Genomic DNA, 22,820 nt, shown 5'->3' with positions numbered 1-22,820 from the left:
TAATAACTACCTGACTAGTGTATCATTGTCTCAAATTTTTTCAAGGCAACTTGTGCAGTGTTATCCCAGCTATACTCTTGCGCTATACCCTTCGCATTCTTTCTTAGTTTAATTAATAAGTCTTTATCTTGTAATACTCTCTCTATTGCATCTGCCATGTGGAAAGGCGTTTGTTCAACTACTAAACCACTAACTTCGTCTTTGACTACGTCTTTTAATCCTGCCGATCTATATACAATAGCGGGCGTACCAACAAAGCCAGCCTCAGGAATAGTTAATCCCCATCCTTCATGTATTGAAGACACAATTAATAAATGAGCCTTACTCAATAATCTAAACTTCTTGCTATCTTCGACATACCCAAAGAACTTTATATTATTAGACAAACCAGAATTATCAACCTCATGTTTAAGCTTATTTACTACTGTTTTTTCCCCTTTTCCAATAAACCAGAGCTGTATATCCGGTATGGTTTTTATAACTAACTTTAAAGTTTCAACAACGTCAAAAGCACCTTTTTGAATATTTATACGACCTAGATATGCTAACGTTAGCCTTGTTTCTTTTACCTCTAGTTTAAAATTATCAGGAATCGTCAAACCCATTGGGAGAACAGTTATCAGAGCTTTATCAAAGCCTTTACTAATTAAGTCGTGCTTTGTTGACGGTGAGATAGCTAAAGTCTGAACATGTCTATATAACCACAGATAGAACCTCTCAAGCATCTGACCTAACCTATCTAATGGAAATGGAAGAACTTGTGAAAATAGACTCTCAGCTACTTCACAAGCAAGCAATATAGTTTTTCTTGGAGCATACAGGATAGAAAAAAAAGGAAACCAGTGTACCTCGTCAACTACAATATCGGCAAATTTACGCAAATGCAGTATATAGTATATTCCTGCAAGAAAGTGCACAGAACACCATCTACCCATCCGGATAATGCTTACTCCATCAATGGTTTCTTGCTTATTTCCACTCTTAAAGCCTGCGCTAAGCTGGGTAACACTGTGTCCCAAAACCACCCAACGCTTGGCCATTTCATGAGTCAATTGCTCCGCTCCACCTGCATCTGGATTTTTTAAGTCTCTCCAGTTTAGAATAACAATATTCATAACAAGATTATAACCCAGTTGACATATCATACATAATAATGTTATCTTAAGTGATAATGAAAAATGTCATTATTGGACTAACCACTTTTGTGCTATTGTTGACAATAAACTCCAGCGTTTTTGCTCAAGAAGACATGGAGGATAAGATAGGTGCTCCAGAAGCAAGCATAACAGCTGAGTACAAGCTACCTTATCCAGGAATGCTACCAGATAGCCCCTTTTATAAATTAAAAACGCTTCGCGATAAAATTGTTCTAGGACTAATTAGCGATCATAACAAAAAGGCAGCAAAATACCTTGAAATGGCAGATAAACAACTATACTCAGCACTAAAAGTGGCAGAAAAAGGGAATGTGCCGCTCGCTCTACATACTGCATTTAAAGGAGAACATAATATGACACTCTTAGTAGATAATTTGCGCGCCGTCCTTTATTCCGGTGGTGACATGGACTTTAAAGTAATAAGTCAAGCTCACCAGGCATCAGCTAAGCATCAAGAGCTCCTGCAAGGCATGATGGGTCGTGGTCAGGAAAATGAAAAAGAGCAATTTGCAGTAATAATGGAATTCTCCACGCGCAACAATAATCAGCTTTCTAAACTCGAAGAAGAAGCAACTTACTCAGCAGACCTACTGATGGACGAATTTCCAGATCAACCCACCCAATAACCTCGCGTAAATAAGATCACCAGTACAGACTGTAAAGTATAAAAAACAGAAGCTATAAGTATCTTAGGCAACTTCTTATATAAAGCTAAGGCAATATAAATCGGAAATGCAGTCAGAATGTATCTTGGCATAGAAGATAAGGTCCCGCTCATCGTAGGGACTAATACCGAAAAGACAGAAAACAACACCCAGCTTTTAGGCACGTTACGACGCCAGGCTATCCATAATAAAAATACAACCAGCAATAGAGATGTAAGCTCTAGTACGGCTATCCATAAGTCATAATTATATACGGATACAGATGTAAATATTTTTAAATACCTCCATAGAACTTGGGGTAATAAAACAATTTCTCCCCCACTCCGATTTGCACCAAATGCAGGTTGAGCATGGACAAAAAATAATGGGTCACCCGTTGATCTTCGTAAATACCACATGTACGCCAATAATCCAACTGGCACAAGTAGAAAAACCCCTACAAGGCGTGTAGCAGAAGCGAGAGAACTACTGACTATATATAACCACTTATTATTGATAGTTAAAGCGTAAAAACTTAGCAGAATTAATAGAAAAAACATGCTCTCTGTATATACGCTTACAAAATAGAAGGCAGTTGGAAATAGTAAAAGAAATAATATAGTCCAGAAAATCACACCTTCCGAAAACTTATGTTTTCTTAAGATATAAGAAAGTAAAATCAATGCTACTAAGAATGATACATGGCTAATAAGTAGACCAGCCAACAGATAATTATTTCCTAATAGAGCTGCCGTCCATTTTATAAGCAAAGGATAAAAGGGGAAAAATGCTTGCTCAAATTGAAAATATCCCTTCTCAGCTATACTTAAATAATGTACTCCGTCAAAGTTTGCCCATACAACTTGACCAAGGAAACCTTCGCGAGCTATTAGGTAACGCTCACCAACCCATCGCCAGAACTCAAGACTAACCCTCCAAATCACAAACATCAAGATTATGAAATGAACCTTCATCCTATATTTACCTTCATTTGAAGATCTTTATCATAACGCCATTTGCGCTTACTAGAATCATCATAGTAATGAAGGATCTTAAGTCTATAGAATACGGCAAGCGTATCCAAAGCCATATCCCAGATCGACCTATATATATTCTTTGAGATCTGACTATCTATTTGGCTCCAATCAAGCTCTATTGGCGCTTCATAAATCCGGGTAAATCCTACCCTGTTTGCCACTGCTAGAAGCTCAATATCCATTGCATACTTCTTTACTAACAACCTTGGAAGTACTTTCTCCAGTACTTCTCTACGAAAAAACTTCATACCTAACTGAGTATCGCTAATATCTAGTCCAAAAAGAAGTTTTACATAGAGTCCATATACTTTAGAAATAATTTTTCTCCACCAAGGATACTTTACCCTAGAAACAGGATGCCACTTACTTCCCACGATAATATCTGCCCCATACCACTCCATATGCACAAGAAGTATCTTTAGCCCCTTTGGATCTAAATCCGCACCAGCATCAATAAAGCCAATAATATCACCTGTACTTCGCGCCATACCATAACGGACAGCGTAACCTTTACCATGATTACTGCCGTAACCTGCTATTTTAACGTGAGGAATATTCGCCTTTTCTAATAACTCAAACGAATTATCTAGTTTACCATCTTCAACAACAATAACCTCATAGGCATTTGGCGCTACTTCTTCAAGAACAGATGTAATTTTTCGTATGTTCTTAACTAAAGTATCACCTTGTCGATAGGCTGGGACAATAATGGAGAGTTTGTTATTTTTCATTATGAACCCTAACTAGATAGTATCCTACTAGCAATATTAATAGTAGGCCCTCAGCGGTTATTGAAGATATTATAACGTGTCTTAGGCTTATGTGAAAATTCCAGATCAATATCACCTGCAATATGCTAGCTACTACAGAAGTTAACACTATTTTCGTGCGCGAAATAGACAGATAATACTGGATAAAAAGCGCCACTAAGCTATATATAAAAAAGAATAATCCCATTAGACCCAGATTATGCATCTCCACAAGATAGCTTGGATTGTTATAGAACAGCTGAATTAAAGCCTGTGGAAATATAAAGTACACAAGAGTCGCAAACGAGCCAGCTCCAAAAACCAATAATAGACTCACTAAAAATGTCTTAGTATGATCTTTTCCTTGCTCAAACTTGCCCGCAATGATGGGAAACATAACCATACTAATTGAACTAGTGGCAAAAAAGATAACTCTTCCTATCACCGAAAGAGCTGAATAGCGACCTGCATCAGTATCTGTGAAAAAATGCTTTACTAAAATAATATCCATACTCAAAAGCATACTTAAGCCAACCAGGGCTACGAATGAAGGTAGCGAATATTTTATAAGAGGTCCATATTGAATCTGTTTACGGCTTTCTTTCCGAAAAATATAACTACCAAGTGGGAAAAAAGTTAGTAAATATGGAATAAGATATGCGAGAAAAAAACCAACTGCCGCACCCCTTAACCCAAAACCTAAATATACAAGTGTCAATGCCAGTACCAGCCGCAAAATGCTTCCACTGGCTCCAAAGAGCGCCATAATTTTAAACTTCAAAAGCCCTTGTAACGCCCCACTGTTAATTGCAACCAATATGGCAAGTAATATTCCTACGATTGTTAGATTAATTAAAATACCATCTTCTATGTGCAAGAAAGACGCAATTGGTGCAACAATAAACTGTGATAAAACAACCACCACCAATACTAGCAACCCGATACGTCTAATTAGCTGTCTAAGTAGATGAGCAATATCACTACTATTATCCTGTACCCTATACTTAGAGACAAATTTAGCCACAACTGTTGTCATTGTTGCGGCAAACACACCAAAGATACTCATAAAAGAAATTAAAGCCGTCAGCACGCCGTAATGTGCTGGGGTAAGCATTCTACCCATGCTTACATGGTAGAGATAATTAAATATGTTACCAACAGTAAGTCCCACGCTAACCAGAAAACTTCCAGTTAGTAGAGGGTTAGCTAGGCTCCTATGAAGTCTTTCACGCATCTATTAATTTATTATAAATAGCAACTGTTTGGTTTACGGTCTTTTCCCAGCTAAATTTCTGTGCTTGTTCTAGGGCTTTTACTCTATGTATTTCATTCTTTTTCTGATTAAAGTATAGTTCACCAATCCCATCGGCAATGCTTCGTACGTCCGCTGGATCTACATATACTCCTGCTTCACCCGCTACCTCTGGCAGAGAGCCTGCGTCCGATACAACCACAGGACATCCACAACTCATTGCTTCTAACACCGGAATTCCAAATCCCTCGCTGTGGGAAGGCTGACAATACAGCGTAGCAACATTGTATAGCTCAACTAGATCCTCATCTGGAACAAATCCTAATGTTATATAACGTCTATCTCCTTTTATAACCTGTCTCACTTTAGCTAGATCAATATTCCAGGGATGAGCAAGATCGATTGCTTCGTCGACAAACTGCTTGCCTACTAACACAAGCGTCACGTTAATCTCTTTAACTGCCTCTATTAATGACGGTAGGTTTTTACTCCAGAGCACATCGCCTACATAAAGCACAAACTTCTCAGGTAGATTGTATTTCTTCTGCATATTTGCTAATACCTTGGGTTTATCCTGTAGCTTAGTATACCTGCGGTCCGCTGCTAGATATACTACCGAGACCTTATCATTCTCAAGGTTTAAGTGACTCAAGACTTCATCTTTTGAAGAACTTGAATCAGCCAACACATGGTCAATATTGTGCTTCAATAAAAACTTCTGTAGATACCAATTATATTTTCCTCGAACCCCGGCAGAGAAAAAGTTATCATAAACCACAGGAGTTAAATCATGAACTGTCACTATAAGCTTTTTTGCCGGCTTTATATAAGGCAAAGTTACCATAAATGGCGAAAAGTAAGGAATGTGGACAATGTCTACAGCAGGACATTTTTCATCTTGCGTATACGGATAGTATTTATTCCCGTCGTTTAACTCTTTAAGTCCATCTACCAGATGGCTAATATAGTTACCTGTGCCCTGAAAACGGTAACCCGTCTTTAAAGCAGATGTAGAAATAGCAATCTTCGACATCCATTCATTTTACCAAAAAATAGGGAGGAGATACTCACTTATGCTTATCTATAAACCTATAGATGAATTTAAAGCTCAACAAATAAAGAAAAGGCAAGAAAGGCAGAAGGTGGCGCGTGCTGATAGTTCCTAGTGAGATAAAACCACTAAACACTACTACCCATGCTGTAATTATCCCCTCCATTTCACTCCAAGTCTCCTTTTTGACCAGCTTATACAAGATAAAGAAAAAGCTCATCAGAGTAATAATAGGCCAGGTTATGCGCCAATCTACTGTATGCAAAATACTGTAATCTCCCCACCAAGCTTGCCACTGGTTAAACAAAAGCAATTTCCAGGCAGAAAAAGGGTACTGAATCTTACCTTGCTGATACAACAATACCCATTTTTGTACTAAGAGAAAATACCAGAAGCTAACTCCATAGATAAATATTCTTAGATAAGACACTACAAGAACTGCAAAGGCTGTTGGTAACGTTAAAAACACTAAGTCTCTGATACTCCTCCAATTGCGAGCTATAAATAAGTAAACCATCCAAGCAATAACCATTAAAACCCCCGTAATCATAACTTTAATACCAATAACAAATCCCAGCACCAGACCAGTCGCTAAATAGTATCGTTTTTGATTTGTGGTAACTGAGCAAAAGAAAAAGTAAAAGGCTAATAATATAAACGGTAATTGAATTATATCCAGAAGAGGTAATTTAAGCTGATCCAAAAACAGACGTTCCAGTCCAAATAGTGAGACGGGTATTAGAGCAAGCGCTGGCTTCTTATACAGCTTATTACCCAATAAAAACAAAGCAAAAAGAATAAGAATTGATGCAGCAACGACAGTGTAATTAGGATTGTTAAATAACAAGATAGATAGCCCAATCATGTATTCCCCTAGAGGTGGAACTTCAGGATTAATTTTAAGCGGATTTCCTCCCTCCATAAGTGAGCCAGCCGCATATAGATAAACTATATGATCCCCTATTAACCCCTGTCCGTTCCTATACTGTGACTGTTCATATACTTTTTTATAAACATCTGTTTTATACTCTGATCTAAAATTTATCTGGCTTATTTCCCTTATTAAACCAGCTAGCATGAGCAGCATTAAAATAGCAGTTATTATCTTATATTTCATTGTTCTTAACTTTAATTAGTATTAACGTTAACAAACCAATTATCGAAATTATACTCCCAGATGTCCTTGCTAAAGAATTATTTATTTGATCTCTACTTTCAGATTTAGCCCTAAAAACATTCCCTGTTGTAGCTGTACCTTCTGTCCAGGTTGGATTACTTAAATAAAATGAGTCATCCCTTGGCTCATAAACAACCGGCCTAGTATAGGGTAAATATAATAATACTGCCATAATTATCAGCACAGCAGAAATAATTCTTGATCTACGAGATACATATCCAGCCATAAATGAAGTTGTAATAATTACCACAGACAACAACCTCCAGGGAAACTGAAAATAGCTCATCCATGTTATTTTTTGCCAAATAAAAGATGAAACATCAAGCATTAACCATACGGAGATAAGAAAAGAAATTAACATATACTTAACTAGAGAGCTTTTGAGTTTCTTTTTAATGAGTAGCAATATCACAGCCACGAATGCAAGAATATGTGCAATTCCAATTTGAAAGCTCATTTGATCTGCACTATATCCTCTCCCTGAAAACCCCGTACCCCAGGAGGGAAAAATAAGTTTATAAATTTCTGGAAAGTGATCAATAATATTTACAGTTTCAAGTCCGGTAACATAGCTTCGATCTAAAATTATTGGTAACCAGAAATACAAAGATAAAATAAAACCCAGAAAATAGCTAAGCAACAACAAGAAACCCACTCCAGGAGTGGGTTTTGTCTTTTTAGCTTTGTGTAAAAATAGTAATCCATAGACAAGGCAAAATACAAAAAATACAGGACCTAATATATTGTGTGATAGCAAAAGCAGGTAAAGGAATATACTATTTAACACTACATACTTACGATTAGTTACAAGTTTGGTTGTAAAAAATAAACATAGAGGAGCTAGTGCAAGCGACCATACTTCCCCAACCGAACCACGCACAAATACATCGACCAAATGATAAGGCGCCAAAGTATAAAATACTGCCCCCACAAGCCCTGCCCATCGACCAAATAAAGTCCTAGTCCATAGATAAAAAGAGACTGCAGAGAAAACTAAGCCACTGGCCAATACCAAATGCAGGCTTTTTACATACGAAAATCCCAGAAGAATAAATACTTCAGCTATATAGTTAGGCAGTGGGTAAAAGTATGCGAAGATAGGTACACCTTTACCAAAATCCAGGTCAGGTGCCCAGAGCGGGAATAGGTTACCTGAGCGTATAACCTTATCAAACTGCCAGAAACGGATAATATGATACTCCCCATCATGCGTAGGAACAAATCCGGGTAATAATAAATGTCTTGATACAAAAATAGCAAAAAGTAAGACAATGATAAGCGGAAAATATTTAATAATTTTTTGCTTCATTGGAGTGCTGTGATTCCAAGGTAGTGCATATATACTGCTGCCATTATCCCTAAGCTATATAGTATTGACACATTCCTGGAATGTGATACACATTCCTGGAATGTGCTTTGCAAGCCTACAATAGATAGTAAAACTAATATGGCAGTTATATCCAAGCTGTATCGATAGCCAAACTGCATCCAGCCAGTGCTATAGACCATTAGACTGGGTAAAATAGTAAACAACATCGTTATCCACAGGGCAGATAGCACAGCTCTAAATTCCTTGTTCTTAAACCTACGAAACGGATGAGCTAGAAACATAAAAAATAGTGAGGGGGTTAATAACAATATTGAGTTACCTTTTAAGTTAATATCCATTTTAATCCCTTCATTCCAGCTAAACCTCGGTGCTTCAAGTAACATATAGTGCAAATTATAAGAAACATGCTTCAGCGAAAAAGCATCATGTTCCACCCTCCTCTGCTCTAAGTATGGAGCTTCTTTAATATATGAATAACCGTATTCAAGAGGATCGCCAAATCGCAAATAATTATGAGACAAAAACAGAACCGAAAATAATGCCACAGGCATAATCAGCAATATAAAACGACCTAGTTTAAATTTCATCTGACCTTGATACAAATCCCAGAAATAAAGTATCGCTGGCAAAGTACCCAACATAATAATGGTCCCTTTGCCTATAAGCGAGATGCTAAAACAGATACTTGCTAATAGATAATCTTTGAACCCGCGCTTGTCATGCAGAATCATATATATCCCAGCGGTACCAAAAAAACTAGATATCATCTGATCTGTATGCCAGGAGCTTCCCAAAGTACCAACATAAAAATGCGTAGTACCAAATGCAAATAAAGCAGTTGCTAGCCAGATAGCTACTTTATCCAACTCTGGAAAATAGCTTCTTCTAAAGCGCTTTAGAATCAGATAGAACAATACAACATCCAAACTCGATATAAGAACATTTAAATATATAGACGGAACGTAACCCCCTTTTATTAACTGCATGGGGATAAATAACAACCCCACTAAAGCTCCCCAGGGCAGATACCAACCTCCCTGGAATAGCACTAAGTCATAAGTACTTCCTGGTTCTGAAATATTCAATTTCCCTTGTAATAGTGATTCCGCTAGATTATTGAAATAATCCAGTGCCCATAATGACTCAAACGTCCATTTTGTCCCCAACCCAAAATAGACAATAAAAACTGTAAGAAATATTAATAATGGCGCTAATTTAAACTTCATAGCTTATACAGCCTCTGTTTATTATCCTCATATACAAGTTTCACATTTTCCTCCCAAAACAGGGGCGATACTTCATATTTGAAATCAACTAGAGGTACTACTGGAACCAATACATAGTCTATGCCGCTTTGTTTTATCTGTTCCAATATGGTGATATTATCTGCTTCAAAATAATCTTGCACAGTTTTCTTTCGATCCCTATAATCATAACCCATAACTTCTAAATAATAGCTGTTACCTAAATAATTCTTACGTCCAGCTAGCGTCACTGGATCAAATTGTTCACTTGGCGCCAAAAACACAGAATCAGGAGCAGTATTGTCTCTTACCCAAGCTATAAGCATATCTTTTGGTGCATCAGCAATTTCTAAATGAAAGTCATTTTTAACAGCCATTAAGTTAATCAATCCAGATATAGTTAACAAAAATACAATAACAATTGAAACAAATTTTCTTAAAATTCCACCTTGCCATACTTTATACACGAAGTAAGCACTAAGCATATTAGTAAATATAAATACGAAATTAAATATGCTGTGATTATGGTCAATACGAAATCCCAGCTGAAATATGTTTCCAATAATAAACAGTAATCCTATGCCCATAAACAGTATTTTTTGCTTTCTGTTTGCTAAATAAAATCCTAGAGGTATTGTTAAAGTCCCGACACCCAAGTTAACAAACCAATATTTAGCAAAATTAAATAAAGTTAATGGTTTTTCGGCATGAAAACCAGGATTAATCCAAGCATGACCTAGATTCTGACCCAATACCGGAATAATTCTTATTCCCAGAATCAATACCACTGGCGTAAGAAGAATTAGCATTTCACGAAACCTTTTCTCCAACACCAAAAATCCGAAAATAAAAATTGACGCAGAAACCATCACCAGTGTATGAATTAAAGACGAAACTCCCAATAACACACCTAAAAGAAGCATAAACCTAAACCCATTCCAGGAATGTGCAAGGTTGACATTCCTGGAGTGTGATACCAATAATAAATAAATCACAAATAGAACCATGAAAAGTCCAGCAACAAGGTGGCGCTGATTTAGATACACATTTAATGTAAAAAAAGTTGATATCAAAGATCCATCAAGTGGGCCCATATGTAAATAATCGGGCTGTAACCATAATTTACCTAAAGACAATCCGTTCTGAACAATATATGTAATAAAAGTTAAACTACTATTACCTAAAAATAGAGCTAAAGATAGTAAACCCAACAATTTACTTTTAGTAAAAATTACCTGAGGTAGTTTATATATGAGAAATAAAAGACCAGAAAAAAATAAAATACTTAGTCCGTTAAAAGCCATATCTATTCTAACTCCAGCTCTTTCAAGCAACCCAACTGATAAATCAAATAAATAGTGATATGGTAAGGGCTTACTGGCAAAAAAGGGAAGCTCCGGTGGAAAATTGTTCCCCCATGAAAAAGAACGAATAAGAGACAAATGAAGGGCAAAGTCGCCAACTTGATGACGTGCTATTCTAAATGTACTCGAAATCCCGTCGTAACCAAATGATTTATCAAACAGCCACCACGAAAATAATCCGAACATAAGTAGTAAAAACAGATCAAACCTATGTTTTTTTAACTGCATTTCTCAAGTATGTATAAATAAGCGCAATAATAGGGGGAACAAGCGTTACTAGCGTTTTCACCAGTGGAGTAATACCTCCCCACTCTCTAGTATAAATAAATGGCACGAATCTGAGTAACAAGCCAAAAGAAAATACAGTAGTAACTAGCCCAATAGACCTTTTTTTGAAATTTAGTAGTGCAATAAAGCTAATTGGCCAGATAAAGTACCACGAATACATCTCTTCTCGAAGTGGCGAAAGCATAAATATAGCAAACATAGATATTGCCGACCAACTCCAGATCCTATCCCAGTTTATGCTTTCCTTTTTTAAGGTTAATACAAAAGCAAAGATATACACAGGTAGCAGAAACATAGTAGCGTATTTAATAAATATAGATATTACTAGTATTAAGAGCGAGAGGAACAAACGCTTCTTTTGTAAAAGATAGTACGAAAGTAGAGCGAAAAACATCGCAACTACATCGTTATGAACCCCAACAAACGTTTCTAACAAAACCAATGGATTTAATGCAAAAAAGATTAGCGAATACTTATTTTTACTAGATAATCTCCAGATCACTAGACAGAGTCCGATATAAAAAGCAGCAATAAACAGCTTAAATGTGAGCATCGTCAGAAGTAAATTATTTAATCCAAGAAAATGTGGTATTGCAGATAATGTAATCCAGCTTAGTCCATACAAGGCAAACTTATTTGCTGCATGCATAAACATAAGCATCGGCTCGTTCTCTATCTCTATCGGCATCACCAAATAGGGATTTTCTCCATACAAATAAGTGACCTTAGCTGTAGCAATATAGTTAAAAATATCATTTGAAAATGCAGGATAAGCAAGCAGTAATATTCCCGCAGAGAGCCATACTAGTTTCCAAACAGTACTACTATTTATCTTTTTTGCTTTACTTAGCAACAAAGCATAAATAACAAACATAGACATAATAATACCTACATATATTGTGGTTGAAAGAACTCGCTGTTCGTAGACTAGAGAATGCAAAAAATCCAAGCTCTGGTATGGAAAATTAATATCAACAAACCCGTAGCTAAATACAACTACAGCTATCAATACGAGAAAGTATATTTTATATACGTAATTCTTCATATATATTTAGCATAACCGGCGGATTATTTTCATCTTCCCAGATAATGACTTCCGGCAACTCCTCTCTCAGTTTTATTCTTTCTTCTTTGTGCTTATCTAAAGCTTGCTTATAAATTTCCGCTTTATTACTTAGTTGCTTACCAGATTTAATTGCAATCCCAAGATGTTCCCCTGCTTTAACCAAGCTATCATTAGATATCCAAATTGCATCAACTGCCAGCAGATACTGCTCGTGCTCAAATAAGACCTTTGCCTCTACCAATTTCTTATCTGCTAAGCCCTGGTAATACTTGAATTTAACAATATCTCCAAAATGCCAATATTTTTGAGCACTGTCCCAGATTTGCTCCAGTTTATATAACTTATGACCAGGCATATAAGAAGGGTAAGGAAGAATATAATCAGCGGCATACGCAACAGGGCTATGCATAATCGCGCATATCGTGATGAGTATAATGACTAAATATTTCATTTATTTCTCCAGAGTTTAATATATGCTTGGGGAAAATGTAACGCAGAGTATAGCGCCCAGACAAAACCTGGAAATAAATCCAACACTCCCAAATGACGAATATAGATGTTAAAAAAAGTATAGATAGGCATAGCAATCATATACTTTATGGTAGTAATGGGATTTATCTTTATACTCTGATCTTTCCATAGCCTGGCTGTTAGACTTGTGTATGCTTCTGCTTTTGCCAGATACCCCGCAAAATTTGCGTATGGGTAGTGTAACAGGTCGCTTTTAAGATATCCCACCTCCCCATCGACTTGCGCCTGTTCGTGCACTGTTTTACATGGCAATCTTCCTTTACCATTTCGATATAATCGAAGCGTATATTCAGGATATACCCCTCCTTTTTTTAGCCAGTGACCTAAAAAATAATTTTTACGCGGGATCCAGTATCCATCTACTCCTGTTTCTACTTTTTCTAATATTTCTGATTTAAGTTCAGCTGTGACAACCTCATCAGCGTCTAGCTGCAATATCCAGATCCCCTTACACGCATCAATCGCTTTTTGCTTATTAACATGAAATATCTGGGGATTATCTGTATGTATAACTATTGCATTAAATGACTCAGCAATCTCTACTGTTTTATCACTAGACCCCCCATCAACCACCACAATTTCATCCACCCAGTCTTTGACAGACTTCAAGCACCTAGCTAGATTGCTCTCCTCATTATAGACTGCAATTGCAACAGATATAGTTACTTTTTTGACCATAGAACTTTATAAAACATTGGTAAGCTAACTAACAGACCGATACTAACCAGCGAAATAATCTCTGCTAATAAGCGTATTTTTGTTCTTTCAAACTTAACAATTATCTCATGCTGACCCTTCTGAACAAAAAATGTAATAAGCCCTCTGTAATTTGGATCCTGCCACCACACATCATGCAGAAATAGCTTACTCCCATCCACATACACACTCCAACCTGGAAAATACAGCGTGTTATCAAGTACCCTAACTTTGTCGTCTACAGCCGTTACTTCATACTCATGCAGTATTGAGCTATGTTTCTTATCCTGTACTTCACCTTCACCCTCAACAACCTCTATGTTAGCTTTTGGCGTTTGCTCCATAAATCTAATGGACCACACTGGTGAATTCTCTCCCGATGAATCAGTGGTTCCCTTATACTCATCTAGATAGAAGCTATCTGGGCTATAGTCATAGTCACGCACCTTCCACATATTAACAGTCAGTAGTGGAACAGTAAACAATAAACAATAGATAATAAATAAAGAGTATTTTTTGGGTAAAATACGTACGAGATATCCAGAGAGTAGTGCTGCTGGAAAAATAGCTAAAGATAGCCATCTCCAAGGAAACTGAAATTTCTTAAAGATGGTTATTATTTCATAGACCGGCTTAGATGCAGGCAATATCATTAATATTGCAACCCAGAAAGTTATATATGAAAGAATAACTAGTAATTTATCATTTACCGGACCTTTGGTAGAAGATAGACCACGGAATCTTTTTAACAGCATAAACGTTACTAACAACATAACCAGCCACTGGATAATTCCGACCTGGATACTAAACTGTCCAGTCCCTCCTAGATTCCAAGGAGAATAAAGAAGTCTTGAAAAAGGCTCAAAATGCTTAAATATCCCATCTCCCATAATAACGTTCTGCAGTGTGTACTTGCTCTCAAACAAAGCAGGTATCCAGAAGAAAGCACTTACTCCAAAACCTAATCCAGCTACTAATAGCTGGTGTGCGATAAACATTATCTTATTCTTAGCTTTCTGAACCAGTAGCAGTCCATATAGGCCAATAAAGGGTAAAAACATAAGACTGGAGGCGTTGTGAGATAGAATCAAGGCAGTGAGTGAAAGAGAAGCTCCCAGTACATGCTTAAATTTATAACCTCTTTGTAGTTTTGTTAAAAAGTATAGTACAAGAGGAGGCCAGATAAAAAAGAAGTTTTCCCCAATTGCCCCTCTTATATAAAGATCAACAAATCTATACGGTGCATACATATACAATAGCCCACTAATCAAACCCGCCTCATCGGCGGGCAGGCCCTCCTTACCTCTAAATAACTGTCTCACCCATAGATACATTGCCAAGCCACTACCCATAAATCCTAGGCCGTACACAAGCTTAGTTGAAAACACGAGTGAAAAGCCCAAAAAGTGAAACGCCGAAGCAACATAGGATGTCAGAGAATAATAAAATATAAAAGCTGGGTGTCCATAACCTAAGTTCAGATCCCCTCCCCAGCGAGGAATTAATATTCCTTCATTTAGGCTTTTATAAAAGTGTGCAATTCTAGCAACATGTAGTTGAGTATCGTGTCCGACAAACATTCCAGAATGAAATAAGCTAAACAGAGGAAGGATTGCAAATATTAGTAGTAAGATTATAGATCTATTTTTCTTCATTTAGCCTATGTTATCATTTTAATGATGCAAAAATACAAAATATTACTCAGCTTTCTCTTTGTATCTCTCGTAGCTGCTATATTTCGTATTACTAATCTCGATTTAATAGAGTTTAAAGGCGATGAAGCAATCAACCTCTATCTTGCTGCTCGCCCCGTATTTGGCCACTCATTGCCTCCTGGAGGAACAATATCCAGCATTGGAATCGTTAACCCTCCACTTCTAAATTATATCCTATTCCCGTTCGCTTTAATTAGCACAAACCCCAAAATAGTTTCACTGCTGATTGGGCTATTAAATTCAGTTACCATTGGCTTATTATACTTGGTATATAGACACTATTATGGGTTTAAATCTGCTTTAATTTCTTGCATATTCATTGCACTCTCACCCTGGGCAATTATTTACTCTCGTAAGGTTTGGGCACAGGACTTCATTTTGCCTTTGATGGTTCCATTAATATTAAGTGTTCACAAAATAGTAAAAGAGAAAAAACCACGATACTGGATTCTTTATGCTTTTATCTCTCTACTACTAATTCAACTACACCAACCAAGTCTATACTTTGTAGCGATAGTAAGCTTACTTATTATTGTGCAACAGAGAAAAGTTAGTATTAAATATTCAGCTATAGGAATTGTTCTTGGACTACTTCCATTAATACCCTATCTTATATTCCAACTAGGAAATAGCTGCCCTGCGTGTGCATCGTACACTGCGGCTAGTCAAAGATTTAGTGAGAACTATGACCTTATTCTCTTTTTCCGACCTCTACAAATCATGAGTCAAGGTGGTTTTCGCTTCATTCTAGGCGAGGATGTGTTAACTATGGCAAATTCTTACCCTCTTCTGTTTAGTCTCCGTCGAATCTTCTATTTTGAATATCTATTAATTCCCCTAGGGGGGTTCTTATTTCTAAAGCAGTTCCCTAAGCTTAAAATTCTAGTCTGGATCTGTATTTTGCTCCCAGCAATCTATTTCGTTTCCAAAGTAGTTCCCCACATGCATTACTTTGTAACTCTCATCCCATTCTTAGCCCTTTTATTGGGAACTGCATTTGCTTGGCTAATAAAAAACAAGCACTTGGCTATTAAATACTCTTCCATAGTAGTCCTAGTTTTATTAATCAGTATTTCAATCTGGTATAACCTTGTATTCTTCGATCTTCTCAGAAACAAGCAAGAGATTAAAGGTGATTATGGAACTATATTTGCCGTTACTGAAAAACGGACAAATCAAATTTATGATAAATACAAAGATTTACCCGAGTACGAAGAAATATTATTAAATAGCTACGTCCCAAAAGATTTCTATAAAACTTTTAACCCTCCACAATCTTTATAGCAGGTGTCCCATCGAGAAAATTAATCTCTTTTAGTACTTTGACATCCCCTGGAAAATCTTCTGGTCTTCCAATATATAATGTACTGCCGTCTTTTACTTCTTCATTCCAGTTAATTGGTCTAAAATCATATTTACCAAAACCAGTATGTGTTTCAGCAAATCCTCCTGTAACAGTCCCTCCTCCCGCCTGATACATAGCAGGATTATACTTCGTATAAAACAAGAAAAATATATATGACTGATCAAGATGAGGCTTATTTGTTACGACTATCGTTGAATATTTATCCTGTACCTCCTCTACAGCTACAACTACCTCTTTATATCCATACTGCCAAACCTGGGAAAGGAAATAGTTCTGTTGAACAAAATACTGATTAAAATAGTACAGAAAATTGAATATTATAAATAAAAAACTCAATAGGAACACTAAATATTTAACCTTGAAATTGAAAATTGAAAATTGAAAATTGAAAATTGTTTTTATAAAAACTAATAATCCTAGTGCAGTAAATATCTGGAATAAGGGAAGGAAGTTAAGTGTACGGATTGGATGTGGAACTCCGGTAGTAAAAGCAGCGGGTAAGGGAGTTATGAGGAACCACGCAAATATTAGCTTTTTTGTCCTACGAGAAAAATTCCCAAATACAAGTCCATAAATACCAGCCAGCATAAACGGTAGCTCCATAAGATACAAATGCCCAAAACCAGATGGCTGATGACGTGGTTGGTCACCAGCAATAAATAACCAGTTTAGATCAAAATGAGACAAGTATCCCTTAGCAAACTCGAACGAGTATTTTACTCGACGATTATCCAACACCACACCTAGATAATCCCCAGACTCCCTATCTCTGATAAGTCTTTCTACTGTGGTCTCCAAAAAGGGTGTTTGATCAGCAAAAACGCTTACTCCCTTTGCTCTAAGTAGCGCATCTGGGTTAGAAAATGTTGCATATATAAAAGGAGCAGAAGATATTAGAAGAGCTCCAATAACTAGTACCACTTTCCCTTTTATTTTCCATAGTTTTTCAAAAAATACTATTAAAAGAACTAATAGTAGCATCGGTACAAAAACCTTCTCACTCTGATAAACATACAAGCTTAAGGCAAAAAATATAGCTGAAACAAATAAAAACATCTGTTTACGCAACCCTACTAAAAAGGACCAAAGTGCAAATATGTTAAAAGCTAATCCTACGTTAGACTCAAACGCTATACGCGAAAACTGCAAATGCCAGGGGCTAATCGCCAACAGAAATGCCGTTAAATAAGCTAACTTCCTCTGCTTCTGTCTACCTCCTAGTCTGAAAAGCTCAATAACCAAGAAATACGACATAACTACCGTCAAAGATCCTATTAATGCAGAGGGTAGTCGCACCGCCCAAACATTAAGACCAAACAGCGCCACCGATGATACTACTAAGTACCCATATAAAGCTGGCTTATAATCATCAAAGGAACGCAAAATCACAGGCAATAAGGTCCCATACTCATCTCTACCCGTCTCCAATATTGAATAGGCGTTATATCCCAAGGCTGCTTCATCCCAGTCTGGTGACGGTGGCACCTGGCCTAGCTGCCAAAACCGCAACGATACCGAGATTATTGTAATAACCAACAATATAACTATTCTTTTATTCATATATCACAAATGCCCCACTGCCATTAGGCAACTCAACAATCTTCTTAACTACAGCAGATTTAGGAACATTAGTAGGTATATTTACATAAAGTAGATTGCCTTCAATATATCTACTTGGCTCTTTTGTAAAAATATATTTATCAAATTCTTTAACAGTCACGAATCCAAGTGCCTCTCGTTCAACAATTGCTTGTTCTCTAAATGATTTAGGATCTATCTTAGAATAGAACAGATTGTAGATATACGGTCTTCCTAGAAGTTCTGTAACTATAATCTTATCGTAATTACCTTTAACAAGCTCTGTATACGCGAACATCTCTTGGTATCCATACTGCCACTCATGCGCATACTCAACTGGATAGTGTCTATAGTACCCATGTAAGTAGTATGTTCCATTTGCCGCAATTGCTAGAGCTATAACACTCATAGCAACAACCTTTAACTTTTGACGCTTCACGCAAGAAACTAAAGTCACCAAACCATACGCTGTAAAAATCTGCCACATAGGAAGAGTCGTCTCTATTCTCAACGCATGTGGTGTCTCACGTGCGGTAGCTGCTGGCAGAATCCCCAAAAGTAGCCATGCTGGTACAATCCACCAATTTCCCTCTTTCTTTCTAATAAGCAGTAGTATTCCTCCAACTAAGAACGGTAACTCCCATAAATACAGCTGACCAACATCCTGTATTGAGAACTTAGGGTTTCCATCTCCCCTAATGAATAAAAACTCTGGATTGAAGTGATCCATGTAGTGCTTCATATATGATCGAGCATAGCCAAACCTGCGATTATGTATCACTCGCGAAACAATCGTATTTCCGTCATTAGCTATTTCCCTATTTGCCAGCTCTACAACTCCCGCATCAGAAAAAATATTCACCTCGTGATAACGCAGTTTCGACTGAGGAGTTAACATAAATCTTAACAATGGAATACTAATTAAGATACCAATAACCGTAGCTATTAACACCCATCTTCGGTATTTTAATAATATCCGGTAATTAAATATAGTTAATGCTAGAACCAATAAGGGTACAAAAACACGCGCTGTATTAAAGGTATACAAAGAAAATACAAAAAACAAGGCAGACAGTACTAGTAACTTCGGTTTACCTCTAATAAAGAAGAAAAAAAAGAAAACTCCCATTATTATCAACAGCTGAGCAACGTTGGCTTCAAAAGCTGCTCTGGATAAATTAATATGCCAAGGGCTTATGGCCAAAAGAAAACTTGTAGCTAAAGCATAGTGTGATCTTTTTTGACTTGATCTAAAGATCTCTTTTGTTAGAAAATACACAGCTATAATAGTTAAGCTACCGATAACAGCTGAAGGAATTCGGGTCGCTAGTTCGTTTAAGCCCAGTAGTTTAACTGGTAACACTGTAAGATACGCATATAAGGGTGGCTTAAAGTCTCCGAATGACTCAAGGTAACTCATTGATAGTAGTGCACCAAACTCATCCCTACCATCTATCCCTAAGGAATAAGCATTATATCCCCAGGCAGCCTCATCCCACGCCAAAGACACTGGATTTGAACCCAGCTGATATAGCCGTAAACTAAGACCCAGTATGAATATAAGTACAAATAGCTTTCTCATAACCTTGAATATACCTTATAATCATATCATGTACACAAAAAAACTCCCTTATTTAGTTATTGTGACGCTAATATTGGTTACCTGGTACATTTTTCTTTACAAACTATATATCCCTAGAATTGCTGCATTTGGCTGTTTTGACGACTGCTTTAACTACTTAGGCGGATACTTCATCTTAAACGGCAAGCAATTGTACTCCCAAATCTTTTTTAATCACCAGCCACTAATGGCTTACATTAGTTATCTTATTCAGCTATTTACTCAGCCTACTAATATTTTCGAACTACTACTTCGCCATCGTCAATTTGTACTTCTTTTTAGTTTCACCGCAAACTTATTACTACTACTTCGTTTTGGTTTTTTTGGCATAGGATTTGTGTTTCTATATGAGCTACTTAAATTCTACTTGTTTGGAGAGAGATTTTTAGGAGAGGGGTTAATTGTCTATCCCTTGGCTTATCTTGTGGGGATTGTAATATATAAATATCAAAATAAGAAGATATACAAAGTAGATTACGTAGTTAGTGCTATTTGTAGCTGGTTTATTATCTTTACGCGTATTCCTTTTCTACTATCAACTCTAGCAAGCTTTGGTCTAATTGTTCTTGGTAAGCCTTTTTCTAAAGTAAAACAAATTTCACTAATAACTTTTTTACTATTAAGTCTTGCTACTATCCTAATTCATCCAGTTCAAGAATATATCTTTAACATATATACCATCAACACAGGATTTTTTGAATTTGGTAGAGACATGATAAAGTCATTTATTTATCCCCTATATATCTTTTTAAGCGGTGAGTGGAACATTTTCAGACATACCCTAATAGTACTAAGCGGGGTATTTGTAGTCTTGCTTATAATTACAGTTAAGCAAAAACAGTATAAATCCGTTATAGCTCTACTAGCGATTCTAGGACTAGCAAATTTACGACTTGTTGAGCCTGGAGATGTTTTTTACGGCGCTTTTCACATGGCTCCTTGGCTTGGGGTGTTTCTATTCTCAATCTTCCTTATGTTGCAAGATCAATTTCAACATAAAAACTATAAAATTACTGCTCTTTTTGCAATAGTACTAATTAGTCTTATTGGCTATATTCTTATCTCTCCACGTTCCTATATCCATGAGCAATTAAATCAACATGAAATGTTGGTTAACAACTTTGGAAACGAAATGCAGGTTGGAGAAGTAGTTAAGGTTCTTTCAGATCCAGATGATACTCTCTTCTTAGACGGATTTGACGATCTTATCTACTGGCAGGCACAAAGACTATCGGCATATAAATACTCTTGGTATACCTCAGCTATGCCTAACTTTGCCAAGTACTCTAACACCCGCATGAAAATGTTTAAAGATAATCCACCAGATTTCTACTATGGATCTTGTCCTGATGAACGCATAGCTCTTGGATCTTTATCTAAAGACATACTCAAAGAATACCAACAGCTTATTTCAACCGATGACAAACCCACCTGCTTGTATATAAATAAGCAGAAACTACCTGAGATAACAGATAAACAATGGGGGCAAGCTAAAGAACTACTATATAAACAGCCTTAAGAAGGCTTACTTTTTTTGAAAGACATACTGATATTCAGTCTGAAATATAGCCTCATAGTTTTTATCTCTTAGCAAGAAAGTTAGCAAGCTATCTTTATCTTTAAGCCCAAAAAACACATTAGGATTTTGCTCATCCCTTAGATCAAGAACAATATAATCAGGATTATAAACCTCATAGTTATCTCTTAAGAGCATTACATCCTGATGAGTAAAACGCACAGCCAGATTGTTCTGCGTCATCACAGAGGCATCTTTAGGCACTTTATTTACCAATTCCTCTAGAAAATGAAGGTTTTTTGTATGAAGATAAAATGCACGATTATATGCAAGTGCTAGTGGTCCATGTAAATAAAACTGGTGCATAAATAATGCAACAATAACCAACACAATTCCGTAATATAGTCGAGCTTTTTTTACCAAATCTTAAGCATGCATAGATACTAGACACACCCATTATCCCGGCAAGTTGTACACTATAATGTATACTCATCCCCCACCTTAAATATGAAAACTGTGGAAAAAATCTCACACTCAAGTCTTGTAATATAAGCGGATACGCAGGTGGAAACAATAGAGGAAGGAATCCAAAACTCAAAAAACTATCAAATAAAGTTTTGCGTTTAATTGGATGATCAATTAGAAAAGTTAAATCTCTCAGCATCGATCCCAAATCCGTGGGAGCATACTGGTACAAATCTCCTGCAAAATATGGAATAATAATTTTAATACTCAACCACCCCCATAATAATGGTATTACTAAGGTTATTAAGCTTATTTTTCTCCATTTTTTATTCACAAACCAGATAAATATCGCCAGCCCAGCACTTACCAAAAAAAAAGTTCTCCTTAAAACCTAAAAATATTAGTAACCATAGGTAGTAAGAACGCTTTTTATTACGTACAAACAAGTACACCGTTAGCATAAATGGTAAAGTCGCAAACACATCCGGATGAATATCTGTTATAAGCGCATTCTGTAGACCAACAAATAGTAGATAAGAAACCATTATTGCAAAAGATATAAACCGGTCTTTCAAAACACTAATACCAATCTTATATAAAACCCACCCACTTAAACTAACAGCAACAACTTGAGCAATGAGTTGAATTTCTGCTCTTGATGTAATCCAATACAAGGATGAAAGCAAAAAGAGACTGGGAGTAAAATGGTCAGCAAAAATCCATTGACCTGTACGAACGAAATGGTCGATTATAGGCGGCTGAAATCGAGACACTCTCCAGATGGCTTGATCATATATTCCAAAATCATAATAAAATGTCTCAAACTGCCAATATCTAAACAGAGAAACCAGTACCCCCGCAGCTGTATAGCCAAGCAAGAATATATAGTGCAGATTTTTAATTATATAATTAATATAGTATTTCATCTTAGATGAAGAGGTATAATAATCTCATATTATTAAGACATGATACG

Annotated in this window: 20 protein-coding genes; 3 read left to right on the top strand and 17 right to left on the bottom strand. The window is 36.5% G+C overall.

Translation table 11 applies throughout. The features are described from left to right. Positions 1 to 14 precede the first annotated feature (14 nt). Positions 15 to 1,145 (bottom strand): hypothetical protein, encoded by a 1,131-nt coding sequence (locus tag CO050_01065; protein ID PJC32069.1) that lies wholly within the window; start codon positions 1,143 to 1,145, stop codon positions 15 to 17. Positions 1,146 to 1,171: 26 nt separating this feature from the next. Between CO050_01065 and CO050_01060 the strand changes: the two genes are divergently transcribed. Beyond that, positions 1,172 to 1,783, top strand: a complete 612-nt coding sequence (locus CO050_01060) for a hypothetical protein (protein ID PJC32068.1) — start codon at positions 1,172 to 1,174, stop codon at positions 1,781 to 1,783. Here the strand turns inward: CO050_01060 and CO050_01055 are convergent. Genes CO050_01055 through CO050_01000 form a run of 12 tightly spaced genes read right to left on the bottom strand, consistent with a single transcriptional unit; the run spans position 1,768 to position 15,241 of the window. After that, positions 1,768 to 2,775: a hypothetical protein gene (locus tag CO050_01055; protein ID PJC32067.1), complete on the bottom strand. Its 1,008-nt coding sequence runs from the start codon at positions 2,773 to 2,775 to the stop codon at positions 1,768 to 1,770. The two genes, CO050_01060 and CO050_01055, sit on opposite strands and share 16 nt — an antisense overlap. Then, on the bottom strand, positions 2,772 to 3,569 hold the full coding sequence (locus CO050_01050; protein ID PJC32066.1) for a glycosyltransferase family 2 protein: 798 nt from the start codon (positions 3,567 to 3,569) through the stop codon (positions 2,772 to 2,774). The genes CO050_01055 and CO050_01050 overlap by 4 nt, the downstream gene beginning before the upstream one ends. Continuing rightward, positions 3,559 to 4,821: a hypothetical protein gene (locus tag CO050_01045; GenBank protein ID PJC32065.1), complete on the bottom strand. Its 1,263-nt coding sequence runs from the start codon at positions 4,819 to 4,821 to the stop codon at positions 3,559 to 3,561. The genes CO050_01050 and CO050_01045 overlap by 11 nt, the downstream gene beginning before the upstream one ends. Next, entirely contained in the window at positions 4,814 to 5,872 is a 1,059-nt protein-coding gene (locus tag CO050_01040) for a hypothetical protein (protein ID PJC32064.1), read from the bottom strand. The genes CO050_01045 and CO050_01040 overlap by 8 nt, the downstream gene beginning before the upstream one ends. Positions 5,873 to 5,906: 34 nt before the next feature. After that, positions 5,907 to 7,007 (bottom strand): hypothetical protein, encoded by a 1,101-nt coding sequence (locus CO050_01035; GenBank protein PJC32063.1) that lies wholly within the window; start codon positions 7,005 to 7,007, stop codon positions 5,907 to 5,909. Beyond that, complete coding sequence (locus CO050_01030) at positions 6,997 to 8,376, bottom strand: hypothetical protein (protein ID PJC32062.1); 1,380 nt, start codon at positions 8,374 to 8,376, stop codon at positions 6,997 to 6,999. Before CO050_01030 ends, CO050_01035 begins: the two co-directional genes overlap by 11 nt. Beyond that, the gene (locus CO050_01025; GenBank protein ID PJC32061.1) at positions 8,373 to 9,623 is read right to left on the bottom strand and encodes a hypothetical protein; all 1,251 of its coding nucleotides are present in this window, start codon (positions 9,621 to 9,623) and stop codon (positions 8,373 to 8,375) included. Before CO050_01025 ends, CO050_01030 begins: the two co-directional genes overlap by 4 nt. Next, the gene (locus CO050_01020; GenBank protein ID PJC32060.1) at positions 9,620 to 11,191 is read right to left on the bottom strand and encodes a hypothetical protein; all 1,572 of its coding nucleotides are present in this window, start codon (positions 11,189 to 11,191) and stop codon (positions 9,620 to 9,622) included. Before CO050_01020 ends, CO050_01025 begins: the two co-directional genes overlap by 4 nt. 22 nt (positions 11,192 to 11,213) lie before the next feature. Then, complete coding sequence (locus CO050_01015; GenBank protein PJC32059.1) at positions 11,214 to 12,338, bottom strand: hypothetical protein; 1,125 nt, start codon at positions 12,336 to 12,338, stop codon at positions 11,214 to 11,216. Then, a complete protein-coding gene (locus CO050_01010; GenBank protein PJC32058.1) occupies positions 12,319 to 12,768 on the bottom strand; it encodes a hypothetical protein in 450 nt (149 codons plus the stop codon). Before CO050_01010 ends, CO050_01015 begins: the two co-directional genes overlap by 20 nt. Before the next feature lie 38 nt (positions 12,769 to 12,806). Continuing rightward, a complete protein-coding gene (locus CO050_01005) occupies positions 12,807 to 13,568 on the bottom strand; it encodes a glycosyltransferase family 2 protein (protein ID PJC32057.1) in 762 nt (253 codons plus the stop codon). Next, positions 13,553 to 15,241, bottom strand: coding sequence for a hypothetical protein (locus CO050_01000; GenBank protein PJC32056.1), 1,689 nt, complete (start codon positions 15,239 to 15,241; stop codon positions 13,553 to 13,555). Before CO050_01000 ends, CO050_01005 begins: the two co-directional genes overlap by 16 nt. 21 nt (positions 15,242 to 15,262) lie before the next feature. On the opposite strand from CO050_01000, the gene CO050_00995 reads away from it, so the two are divergent. After that, positions 15,263 to 16,585 carry a hypothetical protein gene (locus CO050_00995; GenBank protein PJC32055.1) on the top strand — a complete coding sequence of 441 codons (1,323 nt, stop codon included), beginning with the start codon at positions 15,263 to 15,265 and terminating at the stop codon, positions 16,583 to 16,585. On the opposite strand, the gene CO050_00990 is transcribed toward CO050_00995, so the two are convergent. Both CO050_00990 and CO050_00985 read right to left on the bottom strand, forming a co-directional pair. Next, positions 16,563 to 18,227 (bottom strand): hypothetical protein, encoded by a 1,665-nt coding sequence (locus tag CO050_00990; GenBank protein PJC32054.1) that lies wholly within the window; start codon positions 18,225 to 18,227, stop codon positions 16,563 to 16,565. The two genes, CO050_00995 and CO050_00990, sit on opposite strands and share 23 nt — an antisense overlap. Then, positions 18,220 to 19,827: a hypothetical protein gene (locus tag CO050_00985; GenBank protein PJC32053.1), complete on the bottom strand. Its 1,608-nt coding sequence runs from the start codon at positions 19,825 to 19,827 to the stop codon at positions 18,220 to 18,222. Before CO050_00985 ends, CO050_00990 begins: the two co-directional genes overlap by 8 nt. 28 nt (positions 19,828 to 19,855) lie before the next feature. Here CO050_00985 and CO050_00980 point away from each other — a divergent pair, with 28 nt between their 5' ends. Then, entirely contained in the window at positions 19,856 to 21,385 is a 1,530-nt protein-coding gene (locus CO050_00980; protein ID PJC32052.1) for a hypothetical protein, read from the top strand. 6 nt (positions 21,386 to 21,391) lie between these two features. Here the strand turns inward: CO050_00980 and CO050_00975 are convergent, their stop codons facing one another. Continuing rightward, positions 21,392 to 21,805 (bottom strand): hypothetical protein, encoded by a 414-nt coding sequence (locus CO050_00975; GenBank protein PJC32051.1) that lies wholly within the window; start codon positions 21,803 to 21,805, stop codon positions 21,392 to 21,394. Positions 21,806 to 22,173: 368 nt separating this feature from the next. Continuing rightward, a complete protein-coding gene (locus CO050_00970) occupies positions 22,174 to 22,773 on the bottom strand; it encodes a hypothetical protein (protein ID PJC32050.1) in 600 nt (199 codons plus the stop codon). Between the last annotated feature and the right edge of the window lie 47 nt (positions 22,774 to 22,820).

This window comes from Candidatus Roizmanbacteria bacterium CG_4_9_14_0_2_um_filter_38_17, assembly GCA_002788855.1.
In the GTDB taxonomy this organism is placed as follows: Bacteria; Patescibacteriota; Microgenomatia.
Note: the sequence above shows the minus strand (reverse complement) of the source record. Positions and strands in the feature narration are given on the sequence as shown.